The sequence below is a fragment of the Ureibacillus aquaedulcis genome, from assembly GCF_030418165.1.
Taxonomy (GTDB): Bacteria; Bacillota; Bacilli; order Bacillales_A; family Planococcaceae; genus Ureibacillus; species Ureibacillus aquaedulcis.
Window position 1 is genome coordinate 203,108 of record NZ_JAUHTQ010000001.1, and the last position, 26,903, is coordinate 230,010.

Annotated in this window: 30 protein-coding genes; all 30 read left to right on the forward strand. The window is 39.3% G+C overall.

Annotated elements, in window-relative coordinates; genetic code table 11:
• Positions 1-35 precede the first annotated feature (35 nt).
• The 30 genes from QYB95_RS01005 to QYB95_RS01150 all read left to right on the forward strand — a co-directional run bounded on the left by QYB95_RS01005 (position 36) and on the right by QYB95_RS01150 (position 26,872).
• Positions 36-656 (forward strand): stage II sporulation protein R, encoded by a 621-nt coding sequence (locus QYB95_RS01005; RefSeq protein ID WP_301136209.1) that lies wholly within the window; start codon positions 36-38, stop codon positions 654-656.
• A gap of 97 nt (positions 657-753) precedes the next feature.
• Positions 754-1,788 carry an L-threonylcarbamoyladenylate synthase gene (locus QYB95_RS01010; protein WP_301136210.1) on the forward strand — a complete coding sequence of 345 codons (1,035 nt, stop codon included), beginning with the start codon at positions 754-756 and terminating at the stop codon, positions 1,786-1,788.
• A 119-nt stretch (positions 1,789-1,907) separates the two neighbouring features.
• Positions 1,908-2,414, forward strand: a complete 507-nt coding sequence (locus QYB95_RS01015; protein ID WP_301136211.1) for a manganese efflux pump MntP — start codon at positions 1,908-1,910, stop codon at positions 2,412-2,414.
• Positions 2,415-2,437: 23 nt separating this feature from the next.
• Positions 2,438-2,887, forward strand: a complete 450-nt coding sequence (locus tag QYB95_RS01020; protein ID WP_301136212.1) for a low molecular weight protein arginine phosphatase — start codon at positions 2,438-2,440, stop codon at positions 2,885-2,887.
• A complete protein-coding gene (locus QYB95_RS01025) occupies positions 2,887-4,179 on the forward strand; it encodes a methyl-accepting chemotaxis protein (protein WP_301136213.1) in 1,293 nt (430 codons plus the stop codon). Before QYB95_RS01020 ends, QYB95_RS01025 begins: the two co-directional genes overlap by 1 nt.
• A gap of 294 nt (positions 4,180-4,473) precedes the next feature.
• Positions 4,474-4,911 carry a ribose 5-phosphate isomerase B gene (gene rpiB, locus QYB95_RS01030; RefSeq protein WP_301136214.1) on the forward strand — a complete coding sequence of 146 codons (438 nt, stop codon included), beginning with the start codon at positions 4,474-4,476 and terminating at the stop codon, positions 4,909-4,911.
• Between the two features lie 9 nt (positions 4,912-4,920).
• The gene (locus tag QYB95_RS01035; protein WP_301136215.1) at positions 4,921-5,478 is read left to right on the forward strand and encodes a TIGR01440 family protein; all 558 of its coding nucleotides are present in this window, start codon (positions 4,921-4,923) and stop codon (positions 5,476-5,478) included.
• A gap of 125 nt (positions 5,479-5,603) precedes the next feature.
• A complete protein-coding gene (gene glyA, locus QYB95_RS01040) occupies positions 5,604-6,863 on the forward strand; it encodes a serine hydroxymethyltransferase (protein ID WP_301136216.1) in 1,260 nt (419 codons plus the stop codon).
• 575 nt (positions 6,864-7,438) lie between these two features.
• The gene (gene upp, locus QYB95_RS01045) at positions 7,439-8,068 is read left to right on the forward strand and encodes a uracil phosphoribosyltransferase (RefSeq protein ID WP_301136217.1); all 630 of its coding nucleotides are present in this window, start codon (positions 7,439-7,441) and stop codon (positions 8,066-8,068) included.
• A 225-nt stretch (positions 8,069-8,293) separates the two neighbouring features.
• Positions 8,294-9,415: a non-hydrolyzing UDP-N-acetylglucosamine 2-epimerase gene (wecB, locus tag QYB95_RS01050; protein ID WP_301136218.1), complete on the forward strand. Its 1,122-nt coding sequence runs from the start codon at positions 8,294-8,296 to the stop codon at positions 9,413-9,415.
• Between the two features lie 526 nt (positions 9,416-9,941).
• Complete coding sequence (locus QYB95_RS01055) at positions 9,942-10,313, forward strand: ATP synthase subunit I (RefSeq protein ID WP_301136219.1); 372 nt, start codon at positions 9,942-9,944, stop codon at positions 10,311-10,313.
• Between the two features lie 30 nt (positions 10,314-10,343).
• Complete coding sequence (atpB, locus tag QYB95_RS01060) at positions 10,344-11,057, forward strand: F0F1 ATP synthase subunit A (protein ID WP_301136220.1); 714 nt, start codon at positions 10,344-10,346, stop codon at positions 11,055-11,057.
• A gap of 74 nt (positions 11,058-11,131) precedes the next feature.
• Positions 11,132-11,344, forward strand: coding sequence for a F0F1 ATP synthase subunit C (gene atpE, locus QYB95_RS01065; protein ID WP_036200106.1), 213 nt, complete (start codon positions 11,132-11,134; stop codon positions 11,342-11,344).
• A 205-nt stretch (positions 11,345-11,549) separates the two neighbouring features.
• The gene (gene atpF, locus QYB95_RS01070; RefSeq protein WP_301136221.1) at positions 11,550-12,071 is read left to right on the forward strand and encodes a F0F1 ATP synthase subunit B; all 522 of its coding nucleotides are present in this window, start codon (positions 11,550-11,552) and stop codon (positions 12,069-12,071) included.
• Positions 12,068-12,601 carry a F0F1 ATP synthase subunit delta gene (locus QYB95_RS01075; RefSeq protein WP_301136222.1) on the forward strand — a complete coding sequence of 178 codons (534 nt, stop codon included), beginning with the start codon at positions 12,068-12,070 and terminating at the stop codon, positions 12,599-12,601. Before atpF ends, QYB95_RS01075 begins: the two co-directional genes overlap by 4 nt.
• Before the next feature lie 27 nt (positions 12,602-12,628).
• Positions 12,629-14,137, forward strand: a complete 1,509-nt coding sequence (atpA, locus tag QYB95_RS01080; RefSeq protein ID WP_301136223.1) for a F0F1 ATP synthase subunit alpha — start codon at positions 12,629-12,631, stop codon at positions 14,135-14,137.
• Between the two features lie 55 nt (positions 14,138-14,192).
• On the forward strand, positions 14,193-15,056 hold the full coding sequence (gene atpG, locus QYB95_RS01085) for an ATP synthase F1 subunit gamma (RefSeq protein WP_301136224.1): 864 nt from the start codon (positions 14,193-14,195) through the stop codon (positions 15,054-15,056).
• A gap of 117 nt (positions 15,057-15,173) precedes the next feature.
• Positions 15,174-16,589, forward strand: coding sequence for a F0F1 ATP synthase subunit beta (gene atpD, locus QYB95_RS01090; protein ID WP_301136225.1), 1,416 nt, complete (start codon positions 15,174-15,176; stop codon positions 16,587-16,589).
• A 24-nt stretch (positions 16,590-16,613) separates the two neighbouring features.
• Positions 16,614-17,021 carry a F0F1 ATP synthase subunit epsilon gene (locus QYB95_RS01095; RefSeq protein WP_301136226.1) on the forward strand — a complete coding sequence of 136 codons (408 nt, stop codon included), beginning with the start codon at positions 16,614-16,616 and terminating at the stop codon, positions 17,019-17,021.
• 134 nt (positions 17,022-17,155) lie between these two features.
• Positions 17,156-17,398, forward strand: a complete 243-nt coding sequence (locus QYB95_RS01100; protein WP_301136227.1) for a DUF1146 family protein — start codon at positions 17,156-17,158, stop codon at positions 17,396-17,398.
• 689 nt (positions 17,399-18,087) lie between these two features.
• Entirely contained in the window at positions 18,088-19,410 is a 1,323-nt protein-coding gene (murA, locus tag QYB95_RS01105; protein ID WP_301136228.1) for a UDP-N-acetylglucosamine 1-carboxyvinyltransferase, read from the forward strand.
• A gap of 313 nt (positions 19,411-19,723) precedes the next feature.
• Positions 19,724-20,692 (forward strand): stage II sporulation protein D, encoded by a 969-nt coding sequence (spoIID, locus tag QYB95_RS01110; RefSeq protein WP_301136229.1) that lies wholly within the window; start codon positions 19,724-19,726, stop codon positions 20,690-20,692.
• Positions 20,693-20,759: 67 nt separating this feature from the next.
• Positions 20,760-21,419: a M23 family metallopeptidase gene (locus QYB95_RS01115; protein WP_301136230.1), complete on the forward strand. Its 660-nt coding sequence runs from the start codon at positions 20,760-20,762 to the stop codon at positions 21,417-21,419.
• Positions 21,420-22,038: 619 nt separating this feature from the next.
• Complete coding sequence (locus tag QYB95_RS01120; RefSeq protein ID WP_301136231.1) at positions 22,039-22,293, forward strand: sporulation transcriptional regulator SpoIIID; 255 nt, start codon at positions 22,039-22,041, stop codon at positions 22,291-22,293.
• 302 nt (positions 22,294-22,595) lie between these two features.
• Positions 22,596-23,594: a rod shape-determining protein gene (mreB, locus tag QYB95_RS01125; RefSeq protein ID WP_301136232.1), complete on the forward strand. Its 999-nt coding sequence runs from the start codon at positions 22,596-22,598 to the stop codon at positions 23,592-23,594.
• A gap of 113 nt (positions 23,595-23,707) precedes the next feature.
• Complete coding sequence (locus QYB95_RS01130) at positions 23,708-24,544, forward strand: flagellar hook-basal body protein (protein WP_301136233.1); 837 nt, start codon at positions 23,708-23,710, stop codon at positions 24,542-24,544.
• Positions 24,545-24,561: 17 nt separating this feature from the next.
• Positions 24,562-25,401 carry a flagellar hook-basal body protein gene (locus QYB95_RS01135; protein WP_301136234.1) on the forward strand — a complete coding sequence of 280 codons (840 nt, stop codon included), beginning with the start codon at positions 24,562-24,564 and terminating at the stop codon, positions 25,399-25,401.
• A gap of 35 nt (positions 25,402-25,436) precedes the next feature.
• Entirely contained in the window at positions 25,437-25,718 is a 282-nt protein-coding gene (locus QYB95_RS01140; RefSeq protein ID WP_301136235.1) for a DNA-directed RNA polymerase subunit beta, read from the forward strand.
• 119 nt (positions 25,719-25,837) lie between these two features.
• Entirely contained in the window at positions 25,838-26,275 is a 438-nt protein-coding gene (gene fabZ / locus QYB95_RS01145; protein ID WP_301136236.1) for a 3-hydroxyacyl-ACP dehydratase FabZ, read from the forward strand.
• 204 nt (positions 26,276-26,479) lie between these two features.
• Positions 26,480-26,872 (forward strand): hypothetical protein, encoded by a 393-nt coding sequence (locus QYB95_RS01150; RefSeq protein ID WP_301136237.1) that lies wholly within the window; start codon positions 26,480-26,482, stop codon positions 26,870-26,872.
• Positions 26,873-26,903 lie beyond the last annotated feature (31 nt).

Genomic DNA, 26,903 nt, shown 5'->3' on the forward strand with positions numbered 1-26,903 from the left:
TCCTGCCAATTATGATGTCAGGGAGGGATTATACTATGTTAAACGATTACGAGATTACAAGAGTTGAAAAACAAAACGAGATTGGGCCAATTATTAGTCTATTAAGATTAGTTGCCTTTGCAGTAGCCATTGTGTGCTCTATTATTTTAGTGCCGAGTGTGATAAATGAAGTCTCTGAAACTAGAAGTAATTTTGTTGATGATAGTTTGAAAATTCGTGTTGTGGCAAATAGTAATACCGATGCCGATCAACAGCTAAAAACGGAAATGGTGGAAAATTTAACACCATTTTTTACAAAAATCCAACAGAATGAAAGAGCAAATATTGAGAATGATGAAGTATATGCACAGCTTGCAACGTTTGTAGAAAAAAATTATGCAAATGAAGAAGTAAAAATCAACATTGGGGAAAACTTAATTCCACCAAAAATCGATTCACATATGTTTTATCCACAATATCATTATAATTCACTTGTCCTTACAATTGGCGAAGGGCGTGGGGATAACTGGTGGTGCAGTATCTTCCCGAATGTTTGCGAACGTTCAGCTGATAAGGAAAAGGATGAGCAAGAAGCAAAGAAAGCTGATATGGAAGAAGAGGAAAAACCAAAAGTTACATTTATCGTTTGGGAATGGGTGAAAAAACTTTTTGCATAAGTTATCAACAATATTCAGAAAGTTATGCACTTTAAACAGGTTTATCCACATAATCTTCTAAATCTCCTAAGAAATTTTATTGAAAGGTGGGGAGTCTATGGAAACATTACGTATGCTTGTGGATAATAATTTGAATAGTGAGAAAAGTTATTCACAGGCTGTGGATTTATTGAATAATGGGGAAGTTGTCGCATTCCCGACTGAAACGGTTTATGGTCTGGGCGCGGTGGCAACCAATGAGAGAGGCGTAAAAAAGATTTTCGAAGCAAAGGGCCGTCCTTCAGATAACCCATTAATCGTACATATTGGAACAATCGAAGAAGTCTCTGATTTTATAGAAGAAATTCCAGACAATGCAATAAAGCTGATGGAAACATTTTGGCCAGGCCCACTGACGGTGATAATGAAAGCAAAAAAAGGGTTGATGGCACCAAGTGTGACGGCAGGACTTGAAACGGTAGGAATGCGGATGCCAAATCACGAAGTTGCTTTGGAATTATTAAGAAAGCTTAAAAAACCCGTTGCAGCACCGAGTGCAAATCGAAGCGGCAAACCAAGCCCGACGAAAGCAATTCACGTAGAAGAAGATTTGCAAGGGAGAATTCCATTAATCTTGGATGGGGGAGCAACAGGTATTGGAATTGAATCAACTGTACTTGATGTGACCGTAAACCCACCAGTAATCCTGCGTCCAGGTGGCGTGACAAAAGAAATGCTGGAGGAAGTAATTGGAGAAGTCATCCAACCAACGATAATGCAGGAAAAGCTGGAGTCAACTCCAAAAGCACCTGGCATGAAATATACCCATTATGCACCGGATGCGCCTGTCCAGCTAATTGAAAGTGATCGAGCAATTGTAAGCAATGCGATTCTGAAGCTTAGAAAGGAAGGTGCAAAGATTGCACTTCTTGCACCACTTTCCTTTGAAAGCTTAGGTGCCGATTATTTCTTCCCTTACGGCGATGAGGGAGATAAAGAAATGATGAGTACAAAACTGTACGACGATCTAAGAGCATGCGATAAAACAGATGCAACAATTATATTAGCTACGACGACAACAACAGAAGGCGTTGGAGCAGCCATAATGAACCGATTGGAAAAAGCCGCTGGCGGCAAATGGTTTAACCGATAACATAAGTAAAGCTTTGCTTTTGTCTTGGGACAAAGGTGAAGCTTTTTTCTTTTGCATTGATAATAAAAGGGGACGAGGCATAGGATAGTATAAAACTTATACAGGAATGAGGACACTTTTTGCAAGAAATACTTACGGGACTTATTGTAGCACTAGATGTAGTGGCTCTTTACTTACTGCTGCCGGATGTTAAGCAGCGGTTCTTGCTTTCGATGTGGACAGCTCTTCTACATATGATTTTTCCAATTATTGGATTTACCGTAGGAAGTTGGATGGTACATATCCTACTGCAATGGTCTAATTTGGTTTCGAGTATTTTGCTATTTTCGATTGGCCTACAACTGATACTTTCGACAAGAAATCGTCAAACAATCGTGATTCCTATCACAATTTTAGCAATAACAGCAAGTTTAGATACCTTTTCAGTAAGCATTTCTTTTGGTATGCTAAATTTAGAAAAGTATTTATTTATCCTCAGTGCAGGTGTATGGACTTTTGCACTATCTTACATTTCTTTATATCTAGCAAAAAGCCATCTAAAAATAAAAGGCGATGCTTTAAAATGGATTGCAGGTTTGGCGCTTATTATCATCAGTATTTATACTTTAATTTATAATATGGAATAATTTAGAAGAGAGAGTGGACGCACGTGAATATTTTTTTCATTTGTACAGGTAATACATGTAGAAGTCCTATGGCAGAAGCTATTTTACTTAATAAACAAATCGATGGGATACAGGTGAAGTCGGCAGGCATCTATGCATTGGAAGGAGGGGAGATTTCAGAGAATGCAAAAGCTGTCATTGACCAAGAACAAATACCCTATTTTCATATCACATCCCAAGTAAAGCAGGAGGATATTGAATGGGCAGACTTAATTTTGACGATGACCTTAGCTCATAAAAATATGATTCTGCTTTCCTACCCAAATGCACAAGGCAAAACGTATACACTAAAAGAATATGTAGTTCCCTTCAGCTCCAAAGATGTCTCGGATCCGTTCGGCGGTGATCTGGCTACGTACAAACATACTTATCTAGAATTGAATCGATTAATAGACGAATTAGTTTTGAAACTATCCGGAGGTAGCACGAAATAATGAAGAATAAAACATTTAGCTTGCGCAAAAAACTAGTTTTATTTGTAGGTATTTTAGCTTTTGTTACATACTCAACGAGTTTTGTATTTATACACTATCTTCATCCCATGTTGTTCTCTCAGTTTATCGAAAATCAAAGAGTCTTTGAAATTCTTACATATGTTCTAGGAATCACTTGGTCTTGTATCTTGGCAGCCATTTTCAGTGTTATTTTGGTAAAACCTTTACAACAACTTGAAAAGTCAGCAACTTTGGTAGCGGAAGGGAAAATCGGCCGAGATGTGAATGTACCAAACTCGCGTGATGAAATCGCATCCGTTGCAGAAGCATTCCAATTGATGGTGACAAACCTTCGACAAATGGTGGAAAGCATCGAAGGCAATTTCAATAAAACAAACGAAGTCATTATCGAACTATCCGAACAAACGTCATCAGCTTCACGCAAAGCGGAAGGAATTGCGCAGACTGTCGGCCAAATTTCCCTGGGTGCAGAAGGCTCGGCGGTTGCTGTTCAGGATACAGCCGAAGCAATCGAGGATGTACGTCAATTAGCATCGGAAGTAAATACACGTGCACTTAATTCGGCAAATCAATCCAAACAAATTATTAGTAACTTACAAACGACAACCGATTCGATTCAAGGATTGGTATCGAGTATTCAACAGATTGCCCAAGGGAATGAAAAAGCCCTTGGCAATATTCATCAGCTTGAAAAGAATGCAGAACAAATTGAACGCATTATAGGGTTGGTAGGCGATATTGCCGCACAAACAAACCTATTGGCGCTAAATGCATCAATCGAAGCTGCGCGAGCTGGAGAACATGGTAAAGGTTTTGCTGTTGTTGCGGAAGAAGTTCGTAGTTTAGCAGATGAAAGTGCCAAAGCGGTACAAGGCATTACGGGTCTTATTCAAACAATGCAAGAAAATGTAACCATCGTTGTAAACCAAATGAATGAACAGGTAAGCTTTGCGGTAAAGGAATCTTCGAAGGTTTCCGAAACAACGGAAACAGTAGAGGGAATGGCTTCAAGTGTGCGTGAAATGGCGGATGCAGTTGTGACAATTTCACAATTAGTAGAAAAACAAATGGTCAACATCGAAACAACTGCACGCCAATCTCAAGAGGTAGCGGCGATCGCCCAACAAACCTCTGCAGGAGCACAAGAAGTCCGAAGCTCAACCGAAGAACAAGCATATGCCATTGAACAGGTGGAAAATCTTTCGAAAGACCTCAAACGCCAATCCGAACAACTATACAAAATGATTCAGCAATTCGATCGCTCAAACTAACCAAAAATCCCCATGCCACACTAGTGCATGGGGATTTTTTCAATACAAATGATGCGTCCAATATTCTGAATTGTAAGAGAATTATTGGTGTACCTGGCACACATACAATCGAAAACACGAATTATAGGAGGCGGAAACTATTTGTTTTTACTCTAAATATGAACGATATATAAATTGTGAACATTAATATTCGTATTTTGGTTAAAAGTTTACTTGAAAGTTTGCAAAATGCATGTAATTCTTTCACAATTAGTGGTAAACTGTTCATGACAACACACACTAGGAGGGAACGTAGTGAAAATTGCAATTTCTTCAGACCACGGTGGGAATATCTTACGAAAAGAAATTATGTCACTATTAGACGAACTTAACATCAGCTATCAAGATTTTGGACCGCAATCCAGTGATTCAGTTGACTATCCTGATTATGCGAAGCCAGTTGCTGATGGAGTAGCCAGTGGAGAATTTGATCGTGGAATTCTAATTTGCGGAACGGGCATTGGTATGTCCATCGCTGCAAACAAAGTAAAAGGTATTCGTTGTGCACTTGTACATGATGTATTCAGTGCTAAAGCAACTCGTTGCCACAACGATTCAAATATTTTAGCGATGGGTGAACGTGTCATCGGTCCTGGCCTAGCAGTTGAAATCGTAAAAGCTTGGTTAGGTACAGACTTCGAAGGTGGCCGCCATATGCGCCGAATCGAAAAAATCACAGAGCTTGAAGGGTAAGAGGCTATAATGACTTCATTACAACAAGTCCAATCACAATTGTCCCAGCTGCTAAATGAATTGGAACAACAAGTTAGTTTTACGCCGAAACAGCTTTTTGTCATCGGCTGTTCGACATCCGAAATTGCAGGTTCCAAAATAGGAACTTCCGGTGCGATTGAGATAGCAGAGGTGTTGTTTGAAGAGTTTTCAAAATTTGCCCATAAGCATAATATCTACCTAGTCTTTCAAGGCTGCGAGCATATTAACCGCGCATTAACAATGGAAGCAAAAGCAGCGCAATTGTATTCATTAGAACCTGTAACGGTCATTCCAGTTAAACATGCCGGCGGTTCCATGTCTGCTTATGCTTATACAAAATTTGAAAATCCGGTTGTGGTGGAACATGTTCGTGCCCACGGTGGGCTTGATATCGGCCAAACGATGATTGGGATGCATCTAAAAGAAGTAGCCATTCCAATTCGAACAGGGACACGGCAAATTGGGGAAGCGATTGTGACGATCGCAACAACGCGCCCGAAATTAATCGGCGGACCTAGAGCTGTCTATAACAGAACGGTTGAATAGGAAGTACGTCACAATAACATAAATATCCAGAAGTATAGAAAAGGTAAAATGAATTTGGGATAAAAATCCAATTATAGGGTTTTTCATTAATATAAAAATGAAAGAATTTTAGGGGGATTTAGAAAATGGCATATGAAAAAGTTGCAGCACAAGATAAAGCGGTATTAGAAGGTATTTTAGCAGAGAAAAAACGCCAACAAGCCAATATCGAATTAATCGCATCGGAAAATATCGTTTCTGAAGCAGTAATGGAAGCGCAAGGATCAGTATTAACAAACAAATATGCTGAAGGGTACCCTGGTAAACGTTACTATGGCGGCTGTGAGCATGTAGATGTTGTGGAAGATATTGCTCGTGATCGTGTAAAACAAGTCTTTGGTGCTGAATATGCAAACGTTCAACCACACTCAGGTGCACAAGCGAATATGGCTGTATACTTCACGGTTCTTGAACCAGGTGATACAGTCCTTGGGATGAACCTTTCCCATGGTGGTCATTTAACACATGGTTCACCTGTAAACTTCTCTGGTATTCAATACAAATTTGTAGAATACGGCGTAACAAAAGATACGCATGTCATTGACTATGAAGATGTTCGTGCAAAAGCTTTAGAACATAAACCAAAACTAATTGTAGCGGGAGCTTCTGCGTACCCACGCGAGATCGACTTCAAAAAATTCCGTGAGATTGCTGATGAAGTAGGAGCTTATTTCATGGTAGACATGGCTCATATAGCAGGTCTTGTCGCTACTGGTGAACACCCATCTCCAGTGCCTTATGCAGATTTCGTTACTTCTACAACACACAAAACATTACGTGGTCCACGCGGCGGTTTAATCCTGACTTCTGAAGAATGGGGTAAAAAAATTGATAAATCCGTATTCCCTGGAATTCAAGGTGGCCCATTAATGCACGTAATCGCTGCAAAAGCTGTAGCATTCGGCGAAGCACTACAACCAGAATTCAAAGAATATGCAAAACAAATTAAAGCAAATGCAAAAGTACTTGCTGAAACTTTACAAGCTGAAGGCCTAGAATTAGTATCTGGCGGTACGGATAACCATCTGCTATTAGTAAACGTAAAATCAGTTGGTTTAACTGGTAAAGTCGCTGAGAAAGTTCTAGATGAAGTTGGACTTACAGCAAATAAAAACACAATCCCTTACGATGAAGAAAAACCATTCGTAACTTCAGGGATCCGTCTAGGTACAGCTGCTGTAACAAGCCGTGGATTCAAAGAAGAAGACCTGAAAGAAGTGGGTCTAATTATCGCGAAACTTCTGAAAAACCCAGAAGACGAAGCAGTAAAACAAGAAGCAGTAGACCGCGTAAAAGTATTGACTGATAAATACCCAATCTACGAAGAGTTAGTAACAAATATTTAATGACTAAAGCTAGTGAGGAAATCCTCGCTAGCTTTTTTATTTTAGTAAAGGGTTAGAGACCTGTTGACCTTAAAGATAGGATGTGAGAAACGAGACTTATATGTTTGCAGGAGTAAAGAAACTATCATTCTATATACTATTACGGTTGGATAATGACAGATACGCGCTGCAACAATTATGATTTGGCAGATTAGGTTGGTTATGGAGACAGATTCAGGGGCCAACATCTTTGATTTGTCTCATTAGAGCTTGTATCGTGACAAACTCACACTCCAATATCTCTAATTTGTCTGATTAGAATCGGTAGTAGAATCCATTCCAATACCAAAAGAAATCACTCCCTAATCAAAACGTCAACCCCCCTAGCCAGACAAACCACTTGATACACCCTCAAATAAACATCCAAGTACCATCAGACAGATAGCCTCCCAAAAGTCAAAGAAAGTTCCTCAAAACCTATTCGACATATTGTTTTATGTTATGACTTTTTTTGATATACTAGGCTAGATACAGTGAAACTACATTTAGTTGGGAACTCTCGCTAATTGTCAGGTTACAAAAAGGAGCGAAATCAATTGAGCAAAGTATATGTATTTGACCACCCATTAATCCAACATAAGTTAACGTATATTCGTGATAAAAGAACGGGGACAAAAGAATTCCGTGAGCTGGTTGACGAAGTAGCTACACTTATGGCATTTGAGATTACTCGCGATATGCCTTTAGAAGAAATTGAAATTGATACACCAGTAACAACAGCAAAAACTAAGGTGCTATCTGGTAAAAAAATTGCGATTGTTCCAATCCTGCGTGCAGGAATCGGGATGGTTGACGGTGTGCTGAAATTAATCCCGGCTGCTAAAGTAGGTCATATCGGATTATATCGTGATCCGGAAACATTAAAACCAGTTGAATACTACGCAAAACTTCCAGCGGATGTAGAAGAACGCGATTTCATCATCGTGGATCCAATGCTTGCAACTGGTGGTTCAGCAGTAGAAGCGATTAACTCATTAAAAACACGTGGTGCGAAAAATATTAAATTCATGTGCCTAATTGCAGCTCCAGAGGGTGTACAAGCCATCCAGGAATCACACCCGGACGTAGATATCTATATCGCGGCCCTTGATGAAAAATTAAATGACCACGGCTATATCGTTCCGGGTCTAGGAGACGCGGGAGACCGCTTATTTGGAACAAAATAATTTTTGCGCCACTCCACTAACTTATTGCGGCGGAAATAAAAAAAACTGGCGGATATATGCTTTAAACCTGGCGGATATATTCCCAGAATAAGGCAACTAGCCGCCAACAGCTAAATCTAGTAAATTTATTTACACTCGCCAACCTAACTATCAAACCACTAATTAAATTACGACTTCTCTTTAATAGGGAGGTCGTAAACTATTTTGAAGGACGGTGCATTTCAATTGAGTAAAAAATGGAAGGTAATGACGATTTTCGGAACAAGACCGGAAGCGATCAAAATGGCCCCACTTGTTCTGGAATTACAGAAACACCCTGAAAAAATAGAATCAATCGTGACTGTTACGGCACAACATCGCCAAATGCTGGACCAAGTATTAGAGACATTCAATATAAAGCCTGATTACGATCTAAATATAATGAAAGACCGTCAAACGTTGATTGATGTAACGACAAATGCACTTCATGGTCTGGATCGAGTAATGAAGGAAGCTAAGCCGGATATCGTTTTGGTGCACGGAGATACAACAACCACGTTTGTTGGGAGCTTGGCTGCATTCTACAACCAAATTGCAATCGGTCATGTAGAGGCTGGATTGCGAACAGGGAACAAATATTCACCTTACCCGGAAGAAATGAATCGCCAACTGACAGGTATAATGGCAGATCTGCATTTTGCTCCAACCGAAAACTCGAAAGAAAACCTTTTAAAAGAAAATAAAGAAGAAAAAGTTATCTTTGTTACAGGAAATACAGCAATTGATGCATTAAAAACAACGGTTAGAGAAAACTATAGCCATCCGGTTCTAGAAAAATTAGGAGATGACCGCATGATTCTTCTAACAGCCCATCGTAGAGAAAACCTGGGACAACCAATGCGTAATATGTTCAAGGCAATCAAGCGACTGCTAGCTGAGCATGAAGACGTGCAAGTTGTATATCCTGTCCATTTAAATCCGGCTGTTCGAGAAGTAGCGGATGAAGTATTAGGTAATGATCCGCGAATACACCTAATCGAACCACTAGAAGTGTTTGACTTCCACAACTTTGCGGCACGTTCGTTTATGATTTTAACGGATTCCGGTGGGGTCCAGGAAGAAGCCCCATCTTTAGGGAAACCAGTTTTAGTACTCCGTGACACTACAGAACGTCCAGAAGGAATCGCGGCGGGAACGCTAAAACTAGCAGGTACTGAAGAAGAGACAATCTATAAGTTGGCAAAAGAATTATTAGAGGACAGTGCCGCTTATGAAGCGATGGCACAAGCGTCAAATCCTTATGGGGATGGGCATGCCTCGAAACGTATTGTTGAGGCATTGATTAGTTTCTTTGAAAAAGGTGAATAATAAAGGCTCATTATAGAAATGTTAATAATAAAGTGATGTTTTTGGCAAAATAATGATAAAAAGTCTATTTTTATTTACTGAAAAAAGAAGTTTTAATCCTTTTGTTTTTATTTCGAACACAAATTTGTCAAGAATTTGACAACATTTCAGTTCTTGTGAAGTTTTTCACCTGAACCAATTGACATCATTTTACCCCTATTGTATGCTTACAAAGGGTAAGAATGATAAGGGTTTTGCGGGAATATTTTACCTCCAAAATGCTTGTTATATCAAGTTTCTACTAGATTGACAGTTGAAACTGATCAGTGTCAATCCGCAACGTTTTCAGGCGTCTGGTATTAATGTATTTACAGCTGTTAAATCTTTGAATAATAGAAAATTCTCATTTGACGAGGATATTTTACTATTTTCTTGTGTCTTTCCGACACGAGTTGAAAACGCTTGTAAATCATCCGCAACGCTTGATTCCATAAGTAGAGGACGATTTAAACTTTTACTCGAAAAAGATTTGGGAGATAAATTGCCAATGCTAGATTTGCATCACATTTTCGCTATGCAGAAGAAAGCGTTATTTTTTTTGCTCGCTCTTTGTGCATTAGGATGGGGATTTACCTCGTATCCTACAGTATTTGCTGGTATTGCTGTCGGTGCTTGCTTTGGTACATATAACTTTTGGATTCTTGTTCGAAGAATGGACAAGTTTGATCGTTCCATAAGTGAAGGGAAAAAAACAGTATCACTCGGTTCAGCTTTACGATTTGGATCAGGTATTGCAGCAGTCGCTATCGCAATTACGTTGCCACAATATTTTCACCTAATTAGCACAGTGATAGGGCTAATGATTCCATACGTTTTCCTATTTATAGGAGTAATCGTATCGTCAGTTAGAAACAAATAACGTAACAAAGAAAGTGAGGTGAATGCAAGAATGGATCATGGAGCTCCAGAACTAACGATAGGCTTTTTAACTTTCAACTTATCCACAGTCTTAATGCTTGTAATTACAGCAATTATCGTATTTTTAATCGCGTTTATTGCAACACGCAACCTAAAACTTAAACCAACGGGTATGCAAAACTTCATGGAGTGGGTGATGGATTTCGTTAAAGGAATCATCAAAAACAACATGGATTGGAAAACAGGTGGCCGATTCCATATTTTAGGGATTACCCTAATTATGTTCATCGCCGTAGCAAACTTATTAGGTTTACCGTTCTCAGGTATTGTTATTGATGGCCAACTATGGTGGAAATCTCCAACAGCTGACCCAACTGTTACATTAACTTTAGCATCAATGGTTACAGTGTTGGCTACTTACTATGGTATCAAGATGCGTGGTACTAAGCATTACTTCGGGACATTCGTCCAACCAATGTCATTTTTACTACCGTTAAAAATTATCGAAGAATTTGCGAACACATTAACGTTAGGTCTTCGTCTTTACGGTAACATCTATGCCGGTGAGATTTTACTTGGATTAATTGCAGGTATTGCCGGAACAGGTGTGTTAGGTTTCCTAGGTGGTCTTATCCCAGGTATGGCATGGATAGGATTCTCGATCTTCATCGGCTTTATCCAAGCCTTCATTTTCACAATGTTAACAATGGTTTACTTATCTCACAAAGTGAGTGCAGACCATTAATATAAAGCTTTTAGTGTAAAACATTAGACGCTTAAAACAAAAAACAACAAACAATTCCAAGGAGGAAATATTCAATGGGTTTATTAGCAGCAGCAATAGCAATCGGTTTAGGTGCACTTGGTGCAGGTATTGGTAACGGTCTTATCGTTTCACGTACAGTAGAAGGTATCGCTCGTCAACCAGAGGCTCGTGGCGTTCTTCAAACTACAATGTTCATCGGGGTAGCATTAGTTGAGGCCCTACCGATCATCGCAGTAGTAGTAGCATTCATCGTAATGAACCGATAATTGTCGGCTCAAGGATCACATGTGGCGAAGATGATTCCCCAAGAAGAAACTTCGCCATTCCTTTTGTTTAAAATGCAAGACTTTTATTAAATTGAAAGTAAAGAAGTACAAAACATAGATTTTATAAATGTTTCGGCATTCGCAATAGACGAACTTATACGAAACGATATAATTTTTGATAGCTCTTGAAGGGAGTGAAACAATCGTGAATTTGGATTACCTAGTACTAGGTGCTGAAGCGGGTCACTTTAACGGTGGAGATGTATTAGCAACTCTAATAATCTTCCTTATTTTAATGGTTCTTCTTAAAAAATTCGCTTGGGGTCCATTAATGGGCATTATGCAACAACGTGAAGAGTTGGTCGCTGGAGAAATCGAAGCAGCTGAAAACGCTCGCATCGAATCTGCAAAAGCTTTGGAAGAACAAAAAGTTCTTTTAAAAGAAGCTCGCACGGAAGCACAAGCAATTATCGAAAGCGCTAAAAAACAAGGCGAAGTTCAACGTGATGAAATCATCACTGCGGCTCGTACTGAAGCTAACCGCTTAAAAGAATCAGCTGTTCGTGAAATCGAAACTGAGAAAGAAAAAGCAATCGCTGCAGTTCGTGATGAAGTCGTTTCATTATCAGTTCTTGCTGCATCTAAAGTTCTTGGGAAAGAAATTTCTGAAGAGGACAATAGCGCACTAATTAAAGAAACGATTGCGAAGGCAGGCGAGGCGAAATGAGTTCGACAATAGCTAATCGTTATGCTGACGCATTGTTTCAACTTGCATTAGAAAAACAAGTTGTAGCGGAAGTTAACGCAGATTTAGAAGAGTTAGTAAAAGGAATTGAAACAACTCCCGAGTTAGTTTCACTACTTAAAACTCCTAAATTCTCAATCGAACGTAAAAAGCAAATTGTAGCTGAAGTTTTTGCTAATGCAAATCCAATCGTAGTGAATACGCTTGAACTTCTTATCGAAAAAAAGCGTGTTGATGAGATTGGCAATTTAGCGCAAGGCTTTAAACAACTAGCAGCAGAAGCACAAGGTTCTGCTGATGCAACGGTTTTCTCTACTCGCGCACTTACTGATTCAGAAAAAGATGAAATTTCTTCTTCATTCGGTAAATTAGTAGGAAAACAAAAACTAACAATTACAAACGTAATCGAACCATCAATTCTTGGTGGTGTTCGTGTTCAAATCGGCAACTACATTTTTGATAACACAGTAGCTAGCAAGCTGGATAATCTTAAACGTACGTTAGTTGGTTAATTAAAAGAAATGTGAGAGGTGACATTCATGGGCATCAAGGCTGAAGAAATCAGCGTGCTGATAAAAAAGCAGATTGAAAACTATCAATCTGATCTAGAAGTAAGCGAAGTTGGTACTGTAATCACAGTTGGTGACGGTATTGCTCGTGCTCATGGCCTCGACAACTGCATGGCCGGAGAATTATTAGAGTTCTCTAACGGTGTAATGGGTATGGCACAAAACCTTGAAGAAGGTAACGTTGGTATCGTTATCTTAGGTAACTACCTAGGCATTAAAGAAGGCGATGAAGTACGTCGAACTGGCCGTATTATGGAAGTACCAGTTGGTGAAGAACTAATTGGTCGCGTTGTAAACCCACTTGGTCAACCAGTGGATGGACAAGGCCCAATCAATACTACAAAAACTCGTCCAATCGAAAGCCCAGCTTTCGGTGTAATGGCTCGTAAATCTGTACACGAACCATTACAAACAGGTATCAAAGCGATTGACGCTCTTGTACCAATCGGTCGTGGTCAACGTGAGTTAATCATCGGGGACCGTCAAATTGGTAAAACTTCGATTGCAATTGACACAATTCTTAACCAAGCAGACCAAGATATGATCTGTATCTATGTTGCAATTGGTCAAAAAGAATCTACTGTTCGTGGTGTTGTTGAAACACTTCGTAAAAACGGTGCTCTAGATTACACAATCGTAGTAACTGCATCTGCTTCTCAACCAGCTCCATTATTATACTTAGCTCCTTATGCTGGTGTATCTATGGCTGAAGAGTTCATGTTACAAGGTAAACACGTATTAATCGTATATGATGATTTATCTAAACAAGCGGCAGCTTACCGTGAGCTTTCATTATTATTACGTCGTCCTCCAGGTCGTGAAGCTTACCCTGGTGACGTTTTCTACTTACACAGTCGTTTATTAGAACGTGCTGCTAAATTAAACGAAACATACAAAAATGGTTCGATTACAGCACTTCCATTCGTTGAGACACAAGCTGGGGATATCTCTGCATACATCCCAACTAACGTTATCTCAATCACTGATGGACAAATCTTCTTACAAGCAGACCTATTCCACTCAGGTGTACGCCCAGCGATCAACGCGGGTCTTTCTGTATCACGTGTAGGTGGTTCTGCTCAAATTAAAGCGATGAAAAAAGTTGCTGGTACACTACGTCTTGACTTAGCTGCTTACCGTGAACTTGAATCATTCGCACAATTTGGTTCTGACTTGGATAAAGCTACTCTTGCTAAACTTGAGCGTGGTAAACGTACGGTTGAAGTACTAAAACAAGACCTTAACAAGCCAATCAAAGTTGAAAAGCAAGTAACAATTCTTTATGCATTAACTCGTGGTTTCCTTGATGATATTCCTGTACAAGATATCGTTCGTTTCGAATCTGAATTATACAGCTGGTTAGATGTAAACCACACAAACGTTTTAGATCATATTCGCACTACTAAAGAACTTGCTTCTGATGCTGAAATGGCAGCGGCTCTTAACGAATTCAAAAAGACTTTTGCTAAATCGGAATAAGTTCTGTTCGTATAATGTGTTTTGTGACTAAAAACTAGAAGGTGGTGAAATACCAGTGGCAAACTTACGTGAAATAAAAACTCGTATTACTTCAACAAAGAAAACGAGCCAAATGACGAAAGCCATGCAAATGGTTTCTGCTTCTAAGAGTAAACGTGCAGAGTCAAATGCAAAGAAATATGTTCCTTACATGGAAAAGGTACAAGACGTGGTTGCTGCAATTGCTTCAGGTACAACTGACGCATCGCACCCAATGTTAATATCTCGTCCAGTTAAGAAAACAGCTTATCTTGTAATTGGTTCTGACCGTGGTCTTGCAGGGGCATATAACTCAAGTATCTTACGTCAATTAGAACGCACGTTAAAAGAACGTCATAAGTCAAAAGACGAATACGTGATTTTTGCAGTCGGTCGTGTTGCTCGTGATTATTTTGTAAAACGTGAATTCAACGTATTAGATAGTATTGTTGGTTTACCGGACCAACCTTCATTCTCTGACGTGAAACAAATCGCTCGTAAAGCTGTTGGTATGTTCGCTGATGGTACATATGATGAACTTTATATGTACTATAACCACTTTGTCAGTGTTATTTCACAAGAAGTTACTGAGAAAAAGGTATTACCTATCACTGATTTGGCTCCAGCAAGCGAAGGCGTATCTGCTTCTTATGAATTCGAACCATCAGGTGAAGCAATTCTAGAAGTATTACTTCCACAATACGCTGAAAGCTTAATTTATGGTGCTTTATTAGATGGTAAAGCTAGTGAACATGCTGCTCGTATGACAGCGATGAAAACAGCAACTGATAATGCTAACGACATTGTTAGAGATTTATCACTTGTATATAACCGTGCGCGTCAAGCGGCGATTACACAAGAAATTACAGAAATCGTTGGTGGAGCTGCAGCCCTAGAATAGGCTGCTACTCTCCAACGAGTGTTTATAAAAGGAAGAAAAGCGGGAACCGGGATTTGCCTTACATAGTTAGTCAATCCGAACCGCTCGGACACCCAACTCGATAGGAGGTACACAAGAATGAACATAGGACACGTTATTCAAGTAATGGGTCCAGTTGTTGACGTGAAATTCAGCAACGGTCAATTACCAGCAATCTATAACGCCTTAACTGTTAAGATTGATCGTCCGAATGGAGAAGTTGAAACTTTAACTCTTGAAGTTGCTCTTCACCTTGGTGACGATTCTGTTCGTACAATTGCCATGTCTTCTACTGACGGGTTACAACGTGGAGCAGAAACAACAGATTTAGGTAAAGCAATCTCTGTACCGGTTGGTGATGTAACTTTAGGACGTGTATTCAACGTACTAGGTGAAGTTATCGACTTAGGAGAAGAAATCCCAACAGCAGCTCGTCGTGATTCAATTCACCGCGAAGCGCCAAAATTTGATGAATTATCTACAGAAGTACAAATCCTTGAAACAGGTATCAAAGTAGTAGACTTATTAGCGCCTTATATCAAAGGTGGTAAAATCGGTTTATTCGGTGGTGCCGGTGTAGGTAAAACTGTATTAATTCAAGAGTTAATCAACAACATCGCTCAAGGACACGGTGGTATCTCTGTATTCGCTGGTGTAGGTGAGCGTACTCGTGAAGGGAACGACTTATTCCACGAGATGAGCGACTCTGGCGTTATCAGCAAAACATCAATGGTATTCGGTCAAATGAATGAGCCACCTGGTGCACGTATGCGTGTAGCTTTAACTGGTCTTACAATGGCTGAATTCTTCCGTGATGAGCAAGGACAAGACGTTCTTTTATTCATCGACAACATCTTCCGTTTCACTCAAGCAGGTTCTGAGGTTTCTGCCCTATTAGGTCGTATGCCTTCTGCGGTAGGTTACCAACCAACGCTTGCTACTGAAATGGGTAACTTGCAAGAACGTATTACATCAACAAACAAAGGTTCTGTTACATCGATCCAAGCGATCTATGTACCTGCCGATGACTATACTGACCCAGCTCCAGCTACAACTTTCGCTCACTTAGATGCAACAACTAACTTAGAGCGTAAATTATCTGAGATGGGTATCTACCCTGCGGTGGATCCATTGGCTTCAACTTCTCGTGCTTTATCGCCTGAAATCGTTGGTGAAGAACACTATGCTGTTGCTCGTGGCGTTCAAATGACGTTACAACGTTATAACGAATTACAAGATATCATCGCCATCCTAGGTATGGATGAGTTATCTGACGAAGATAAGCAAACAGTTGAACGTGCTCGTCGTATTCAATTCTTCTTATCTCAAAACTTCCACGTTGCTGAACAATTTACTGGTCAAAAAGGTTCTTTCGTACACGTAAAAGACACTGTTCGTTCATTCAAGGAAATCCTTGAAGGTAAATACGATCACTTACCAGAAGATGCGTTCCGTTTAGTTGGTAGCATTGAAGAGGTAGTAGAAAAAGCGAAAAGCATGGGCGTAGAGGTATAATCTGCGGACGAAAGGAGCAAAAATATGAAGACAGTTAAAGTCAATATTGTTACTCCCGACGGCCCAGCATACGATTCAGAAGTCGCAATGGTTATCGCTAAAACAGTTTCAGGTGAAATTGGGGTGCTTCCAGGACATATTCCTACAGTTGCCCCACTTGCAATTGGTGCTGTTACACTTAAAAATGCGGACGGTTCACAAGAACGTGTAGCCGTTAGTGGTGGTTTCATTGAAATACGTCCTGAACAAATTTCAATATTGGCTCCTTCTGCTGAATTGGCAGCTAATATTGACATTAAACGTGCAAAAGAATCTCTTGCACGTGCAGAACAACGTCTTCAAAAGAAACAAGATGACATCGATTTCAAACGCGCTGAGCTAGCTTTAAACCGTGCGATTAATCGTATCAGCGTTCATGAGGGTAATATGTAATTTCATATAAAAAAGCGGACGGGTAACTGTCCGCTTTTTTAGCGGATTTAAATAATCCATTCTACAGACTCGGCCTTATTGGTCGAGTTGTCTTTTCAAACGGTGCATGATTTTAGCTTCAAGGAGGATATCAAATGGAAGTGTATCAAACTTTAGGTATACAAGCGATCATGGGGTTGATTTCCCATATCTTTTTTATTGGCATTACGTTTTATGCTTTGCAAGCTTTCCGACTAGAACAGCTGTTTAAAAAAGGAAAGGTTTTTCAAATACAGATAATCTACATTTTATTGAGTATTGCGATTGGATCGACTGTGTCGAACTTTCTAATTGACTTTACCTCTTGGTCACGACAATTACCATACATCTTTTCTTAGACGCATATGTTTGTAATTCTTCAAATAGGGCATTTATATATCCTGTAAGGACAAATGACAATTCGTTTTTCGTTACATAATATATATAAGAGGTCCCTATTTCAAAAATACATATGATGTTTAATTTTTTTAAAATGCTCCTGAAATTAGGTTAAATCCACAAACAGGGAAGTATATTATGGGTTTATTCCAACAATATTGGAGAATCGAAAATAATTGGGGAATTTCCTGGGTAATATTGTTGAAAAATGTTTTAGGACTTTTTTCTTGGGTATTTATCAATTAAGCGCTAACTTATTTTTTAACTTGAATATGACGTATAAAATTCACAAATATGTTTAATTGAGCGTAATATAAAATGTAGAATATTATTGTCATTTAGGGTAAAATAGTGATTTGGATGCTTGTTATACACTCAATTTAGCAGTACTATATTGATAGTTTTTGTGATTTATAACTTCATTCAATTTAAACTCAAATTAAAAAATAAGTTTTTATAGTTAGAAACCAATTTAAAATTAAAAAGTACATGAATGGGGTTAAAGCCTCTGGTGAATCGTGAAAATTTTAACAAAATTTATCAAATGAGCTCAGGTTTAATCTAACCCAACAGATACGCCAAGGCAATCAAATGATAACTATCAACAAAGTTAGACAGTTTTGGACAATTGAATTCGGAGGGACGAATTGTGGAGAAAATTATTGTTACGGGAGGCCAAAAGTTACGAGGTATCGTAAAAGTAGAAGGAGCCAAAAATGCCGTATTACCAATCCTAGCAGCTTCATTGTTAGCATCAAAGAATAAAAACATTATTAGAGACGTTCCTAACTTAGCGGATGTTCATACAATAAACGAAGTACTAAAAAGCCTAAATGCCGATGTAGCATACAACGTAGAAAAAAATGAAATTCATATAAATGCCGAGAAACAACTATCAAGCGAAGCACAGTTCGAGTATGTTAGTAAAATGCGCGCCTCTATATTAGTAATGGGCTCTTTATTAGCTCGTAATGGCTATGCACGTGTTGCATTACCTGGTGGGTGCGCAATTGGATCTCGTCCTATTGAACTGCATTTAAAAGGCTTTGAAGCAATGGGTGCAAAAATTTCCTTTGGTCATGGCTACGTAGAAGCAAAAACGGTGGATGGACTAAAAGGGGCAGAAATCTATTTAGATTTCCCAAGTGTAGGAGCTACAGAGAATATTATGACGGCCGCTGCATTAGCAAAAGGCACAACAATCATAGAAAACGCTGCAAAAGAGCCTGAGATTGTTGACTTAGCTAACTTTATAAATGGTATGGGTGGACGTGTAATCGGTGCAGGAACGGATACAATCCGTATTGAAGGCGTTAGAGAGCTAGGTGGTACAACTCATCACATCATACCCGATCGTATCGAAGCAGGTACTTTTATGGTGGCAGCAGCCATTACGCGTGGTGATGTCTTCATTGAAAATGCAGTACCGGAGCATATGTCTGCTCTGATTGCGAAGTTACGTGAAATGGGCGTAGAAGTGATTGAAGAAGGTGAAGGATTAAGAATCCGTGCAAATCATCCTCTAAAAGCTGTAGATTTGAAAACAATGCCTCATCCTGGTTTCCCAACAGATATGCAAGCCCAAATGATGGCGCTATTACTGACTGCTGATGGTACTAGTATCATTACAGAAACAGTATTTGAAAATCGATTTATGCATGTAGAAGAGTTCCGTCGTATGAACGCCTTAGCCAAAATTGAAGGGCGCACTGTCTTCATCGAAGGTCCTGTGAAATTACAGGGGGCTGAAGTGTCTGCAACGGATTTACGTGCAGCAGCCGCGCTAATTTTAACTGGTCTTGTTTCTGAAGGAGTAACACGTGTCACGAAGTTAACTCACTTAGATCGTGGCTATGTTGATTTCCACAAGAAATTAGCTTCCCTTGGTGCCATCATTGAACGTGTTAATGATGATGAAGTGGTTACCGAAGAGCGAACTGTAGAAGCGAAAGAACAGGTTGTTGAAATTTAACCAATTCTTTAAAAAGTCGAATACATTTTCATTTTAATCAAGCATACGTCTAGAAAATACCAAATAGAACTGAAAATATGAAAATTTTGCGACAAAATCTTTGAAAAAGGGTTTTGTCGTTTTTTTGTTCAAGAAACCAACTCCTATTAGTCATCTCACTAAACATAGAGACAACTACATGCTGGCATTTTGCTACTGTTCGTTGCCCCCAGCTAAGCAACACCTAATCAGTATCAATGTAAGCTTAATTATCCCTAAAAGTTTTTGAATAAAATCAGATATATTTCCCTCGCTCCGTTCATAAGTAATATGTATGAAAAAAATTAAAAATTATAAGAATCCAATAATGGTCGTATCGGTCGTAGGCTTTGTGATTGCACTTTTTTTCTTTCCCTTCCTTTTCATGAAGATTGAACAAAAATCAGAAGCCGCTCCACAAAAGGCGCCGACTGCAATAAACACTTCGGCGAATGCTTGCGAGCTGACTATTCAGGTAAGTGGGAGCGATATTCCCATTGATCTGGAAGAGTATGTGGTAGGGGTAGTAGCTGCAGAGATGCCGGCAGGTTTTAATATGGAGGCATTGAAAGCTCAAGCCATTGCAGCTAGAACCTATGTGTTGAAGTCAACGAACTATGGACAAACGCAAATTGAACCTACTGTGGCAAAACAAGTATTTTATGATGAGGATACTAGGAAAGAAAATTGGAATGATTCATATGAGGACTTCGAAGCGAAAGTTCGTGAGGCTGTTGAAAGTACCCGTGGTGAGGTTATTCAATATAATGGGGAATTGATAACGGCAATGTTCCATTCGATGAGTAACGGGATGACAGAGAGCTCTGTGAACTACAGCGGCACTGAACTGCCCTATCTTCAATCTGTTTCGAGTACTGATTTTCAATATGCCGACAACTATGAAACCACAACTACTTTTACAGTCGAAGAATGGAACAGCAAATTAAATACGCAATCCACAATAGAGGAGATTAAACAGATTCGTTTACAAAAAAATAATACGGGGAGGGTAGAAACCGTTAGCGTGAAAGGTCATGAATGGACAGGCCGTGATTTTAGAACTCTATTAGGCTTACGTTCTACGGATTTCCAAATCAAAGCACAAAATGGACAAGTAACCGTAACAACAGAAGGTTATGGTCATGGCGTGGGGATGAGCCAATATGGAGCCGATGCCATGGCGGATAAAGGATCTACTGCCCATGAAATTATCGAACATTACTATCAAAATACAAGCATTGAAAAAATTAATTGTGAAAATTAAGGATTTTTTTCCAAAAGTTGAATAGAAATGTAAAATATTGTTCACACTTCAATCAGAGGTGATGAACATGAGAGAAGAAAAACAAATTAAGGCTTCTCCTAATAAAAACGGTTGGCAAAAAAAGCCATGGTTTTGGCCGTCAGTTTATGCAGCGATTGCTGTAGTATTAATCGGTCTAATTTTCAGTTATAACGCGCTTATGGGTGATGAGGAAGAAACAGAAGTGGTCCAAGATGGAACGGCTTCTGAGGATTCAACAGTGATTGAAACGAATGCCCGCACTGAAAACTTGATGTATCCTTTCAGTGAAGAAGCATTGGACAGCTTGGAAGTTTTACAGGACTTTTATGATGTAACTGCTGATGCAGAAACTAGAGAAAAGGCGCTTTTAGTGTTTAATCAAACATTCTCTACTTCATCGGGAGTATCTTTGTCTGTGAACAACGAGCCATTTGAAGTACTTGCTGCTCTTAGCGGTGAGGTTACAGAAGTAAAGCTTGATGAATTTACTGGAAATGAAATTGTCTTAACACATCCAAATGGTATGGAAACACGTTATAGCTCAGTTTCGGATATTCTGGTAAAACAAGGTGATACAGTAACTCAAGGTCAACCTTTAGCTACGACAATCGAAAACGAATGGAATCCAACAGCTGGCATCCATCTCCACTTTGAAGTATTGCAAGATGGAGAACACGTAAACCCACGTAATTTCTTAGCTTTCTAATGCATGACAGATGACCCTCTCTTCGATTGAGAGGTGGCGGACTAACTTTTGTTGCCCTTTTCCTGTGACTGAAGATAAGCAGTGGAGTAAAAATGACATTCTTATCTTCCAAACTGTTTTGCCAGGCTACTGCTCAAAGGTTCAGGCACTAGCTTACGTACTGCAGTTAAAGATCTAACGAATTGTACAAGCAATGATTAACGCCCAATGATTCATGAAGACAAGGAAATTTGAAACGATTTCATTTTTCTTGCTCGGATTGATATCATTGGGCGTTTTTGATTTTTTAAAAAAGTTTCGGGAGGAATCTGTACAAGAATGATTTACAGCTCGACTTGTTTTGAGCTGAGTTGTGACTTTCGACGCAAATAGGAGTAGATTTTGAAGGAAGTTCGCATAAGAAAAGACATCAACTCAACCAATTCCGGTTGAATTGTGTTTTTCTAATAGTTTTATTGCAAATAATAGTTCTGAAATTTCGAAAAACCTCATATTGTGAATAAACGTTAAATCGCTAGTTGCAAACGTCCATGAAACACTCGCAATATGAACACGTCGAAAAAAACACCTCTCGTTAGCAAAACGGCACATTCTTATATCCGATAGAAAGGAAGAGAACGTGCACGAGCACATTCGGCAACGCTGCGTTCGACTTGGTGAGCTGCTTATTGAAACAGGTGAAACGGTTCGTGTCCTCGCGAAAATGACGGGTTATTCCAAAAGTACTGTCCATAAAGACCTGACTGAACGATTATTCTTAGTTAATGAACAATTAGCAAATGAAGTGAAAGAAATCTTAGCATATCACAAATCCATTCGTCATTTACGAGGAGGAGAGGCGACGCGCAAGAAATGGCAGTCCCAAAACTACTGAAAAAGCATTTAGTTTGGCTTTCATAAGTCAACTAAGTGCTTTTTTACTATATGGACATTTAGTTAACCCCACTTATACAATCGTGTTTATTCAGAGTTGTAGTGGAATTGTTTGAGTGCCTGGTACACATAATATTCAGAATGGTACCTGAATTGTGTGAATGCCAGGTACTTCTATCCATACCAGGCACTTTCAGCATAATTAAAGGTGTAATTGGTAGGTGAATATGGTAAAATGGTCTAGATAAAGATATATACAGCACGTGTATTATGTTGGAATTGGCAGGAAGGAGAAATTATTAAATGTTTTCTAAGGATATTGGGATTGATTTAGGAACGGCAAATGTGCTCATCTATGTAAAAGGAAAAGGAATTGTACTGAATGAGCCATCTGTTGTTGCTATCGATAAGAATACGAAAAAAGTATTAGCTGTTGGTGAAGAAGCACGTCAAATGGTCGGTCGTACACCAGGGAATATTGTAGCAATTCGTCCATTAAAAGATGGCGTAATTGCGGATTTCGATGTGACGGAAGCTATGTTAAAATATTTTATAAATAAGTTAGACGTGAAGGGATTCTTCTCGAAGCCACGTATTCTTATTTGCTGTCCAACAAACATTACGAGCGTGGAACAAAAAGCAATCAGGGAAGCTGCCGAAAAATCTGGCGGCAAAAAAGTATACTTAGAGGAAGAACCAAAAGTAGCTGCTATTGGTGCAGGCATGGATATCTTCCAACCTAGCGGGAATATGGTTGTAGATATCGGTGGCGGGACGACGGATGTGGCAGTTCTTTCAATGGGCGATATCGTGACAAGCGAGTCAATCAAAGTAGCTGGAGATGTGTTTGATAACGATATTCTGCAATACATAAAAAGGCAATACAAACTGTTAATCGGTGAACGTACGGCTGAAGCGATTAAAATTACAATCGGCACTGTTTTTCCTGGCAGCCGTGAAGAATCGATGGAAATTCGCGGACGTGATATGGTAACAGGTCTGCCAAGAACAATCGAGATTCATTCTACAGAAATCGAAAAAGCCTTACATGAATCGGTTTCATTAATCGTTCAATCTGCCAAAAATGTGCTTGAAAAAACACCACCTGAATTATCAGCAGATATAATTGATCGCGGTGTTTGCATCACAGGTGGGGGCGCTTTATTGCACGGTATGGATCAATTATTGACGCAAGAGTTAAAGGTCCCTGTATTTGTGGCGGAAAATCCAATGGATTGTGTCGCAGTTGGGACAGGCTTAATGCTGGACAACATCGATCGTTCTCCAGGATCTCGCATGTAACAATTGACAGCCAATTGGTCGGTAAAAGTCATAGAATGGGCAACAATCGAAAAAGGTCTAAGTTGATGGGTACAACTGACTTATTACAAAATTAATTTTAGAGGTGAAAGAAGTTGTTTAAAGGGTTTTATACTGTCGCAACGGGTATGGTGTCTCAACAAAGAAAAACAGAAATAATTACGAACAATATGGCGAATGCCAATACACCTGGTTTTAAGTCAGATCAATCAACAATTCGCTCTTTTCCCGATATGCTGATGTCTGCTGTAGGAAGAACAAATCTTCCAACCGAAAATAACTTTAGTTTTGGACAGCATCAGCAAATTGGTTCGGTCAATGCTGGTGTATACTTGCAGGAAACCTTAGCAAACTATACACAAGGTTCCATTTATGAAACAAGCCAGAATACAGACGTGGCTCTTATTAACGGTGCAATGCCTGCGGATGAAGAATCTGGACAGGTGGGCACCATCTTTTTCCGATTGGAACACCCGGAAGGCGGAGAAGCATATACACGCAACGGGAACTTCACCCTGGATGGAGAAGGCTACTTGGTGAACGCTCAAGGACTATATGTTCTTTCTGCTGAAGGAGAACGAATCCAGTTGCCAAATGATCAATTCAACCTTACACAAGAGGGAAATATCCTTGTAAATGATCAACTTGCTGCAACACTCGGTGTATCTTTTTCTGAAAACCCTGACACATTGGTGAAACAAGATAATGGATTGTATCGTTCAATAGATGGAACGGATTTGCCAAGTGCTTTTGGACAAGAAGGCGTTACTTTCTCCATGCAGCAAAGCTACCTTGAAGGTTCAAATGTTGATTCTGCACAATCCATGACAGACCTTTTAACAGCCTATCGTGCCTTTGAAGCCAACCAAAAAGTCTTGCAGGCCTATGATAAAAGCATGGATAAAGCCGTAAATGAAATTGGAAGAGTATAGAAGAAGGAGGGAAAATCATGCTTCGTACAATGATTACTGCAACAAACACATTAGGACAGCTGCAAAGTCAAATCGATACAATCAGTAACAACATTGCCAATAGTAATACAGCAGGTTACAAAGCAAAAGAAGCCACTTTTTCTGAACTTCTTTACCAACAATTCAACAACGCCCAACTAGATCCGAGTGTTCGAAATTCACCAGAAGGTATACGCTATGGTGTGGGTGCTTATCTTGGACAAATTCAAACGAACTTTACCCAAGGCGGCTTGCAAACAACTGACCGAGATTTAGACCTGGCTTTCACGAAAGAAAAACAGTATTTTAATATACTGATGCCTGATGGTGCAAACGGGCAAAGAACGGTCTATTCACGTCAAGGTGATTTCTATGTTACGCCTGTGGAGAACGGACAAGTAATGCTTGTGAATGGAGATGGGTATGCTGTAGCCGATTCAAATGGAGACGCTATTTATTTTCCGGAGGGTGTAAGCAACTTCAGTTTATCGAATGATGGAACTTTAGGTGTAAACTATCCGGATGGTGACGCACTCACTTTTGAACTGGGTATTACAGAAATACAAACAACTCAAGTAATGGAGCATGTTTCGGATACATACATCGCATTGCCATCCAACTTTAACGAGTTAGGCTACAATGAAGCTGATATTTTAATAGATTTACAGGGTGCCGCTCGTACGGATGTTGGGATTACAAATGGCTCATTAGAGTTATCAAACGTGAATTTATCCACGGAAATGTCTAATTTGATAAATGCTCAACGAAATTATCAATTTAGTTCCCGTGCAATCTCTATTGCCGATCAAATGCTAGGTTTGATCAATGGAATTAGATGATAATGAATATGTAAAATTTTTAAAGGGAGACGGCCATGACAAACGAAGCAAATAGTGAATCAACACAGCCGAAAGTTCCTCAGAAAGAAAAGAAAGAAAAGAGAAGCGAAAAAAACAACGACAAGCCTATGCGATGGTATAATTTTCGACTTTTTCCCATTTGGCTTAGAATCATCCTGGTCCTTCTTTTACTCATCATTGCCGGTGCGGCTGGATTAATGATCGGTTTTGGAGTAATCGGGAGTGGTGAACCGTTGGATGCACTCAAACAAGAGACTTGGCAGCATATGTTAGATATCATAAACGGTAAAGAATAGAGAATAATAACTACAAATCAGATCCAAAGGGCTTGTAGTATATTTTCTATTCTCCTTTTTCATGTGCGATTTCTTTATAAGTAATATAAACTTAAAAGGAACTAAAGGAGGAATTAACAATGTTAACAGCTGAACAAATTCAAGAAATCTTACCGCACCGCTATCCGTTCTTATTGGTAGACCGAATCTTGGAGGTCGAAGAAGGAAAACGTGCAGTAGGAATCAAAAATGTCTCAATCAACGAAGACTTTTTTAATGGGCACTTTCCAGGATATCCAGTTATGCCTGGAGTTTTAATTGTCGAGGCATTAGCTCAAGTAGGCGGAGTCGCTTTGTTGAAATCAGAGGAATTTAAAGGCCGCCTAGCATTTTTGACTGGGATCGATAACTGCCGATTCAAACGTCAAGTCCTGCCAGGTGACCAACTAAAATTAGAAGTAGAATTCGTAAAACTGCGCGGTGCAATGGGAAAAGGACATGCGGTAGCTACAGTGAATGGTGAACTTGCTTGTGAAGCGGATATCCTGTTTGCAATTGGTCCAGTTCAACCGAAATAGACTTTTATTAAGAAGTAGGAGTTTCATTCTCTGCGATTATTTAATGGGAATTTGGGTAATAAATATCATAATAAGTATATTTTTATTAAACCCGTATTTTGCTTTTAACTACGTAAAAGGTTAAAATATATTGGTTGATGGGATGGATTGGTTGTAGAACAGCATCTTAGGTGGGCTTTTGAAACGTAGGAGGTTTTAATATAAATGTATAAACAGCTATCTTCAGGCGTAAAGATAAGCATTACAAGGTCTATCTCAACGTCTTTTGAATTATATTTAGCAAGCATTGGCTGGGATGAGAGCAAATTTTCAATGGAAGAATTCATGAAGATTTGGCAAAAATACTTCACAGAAAATGCTGCTTGGTTTGATAAGGTGCCTCAAGATGTTCTACTGAGTCAAGAATTCCATGAAGAACTGGCACAGAAAATTGATGAAGTCATTGCTAAAATTCTCAATGAAAAGCCAACAAAAAAGCAAATAGATTCAATCGAAAACATGCAGAAAAAACTGGGGACAAACTATACTTATGAGTGTAAAGCCGAAGCTGCATATGTTGAACAGCAATTAAAAGAACAGTTAGAAAAAGAAGACTAACTTTGCTCGAAGTGTAAAAATTTCGTAAAAG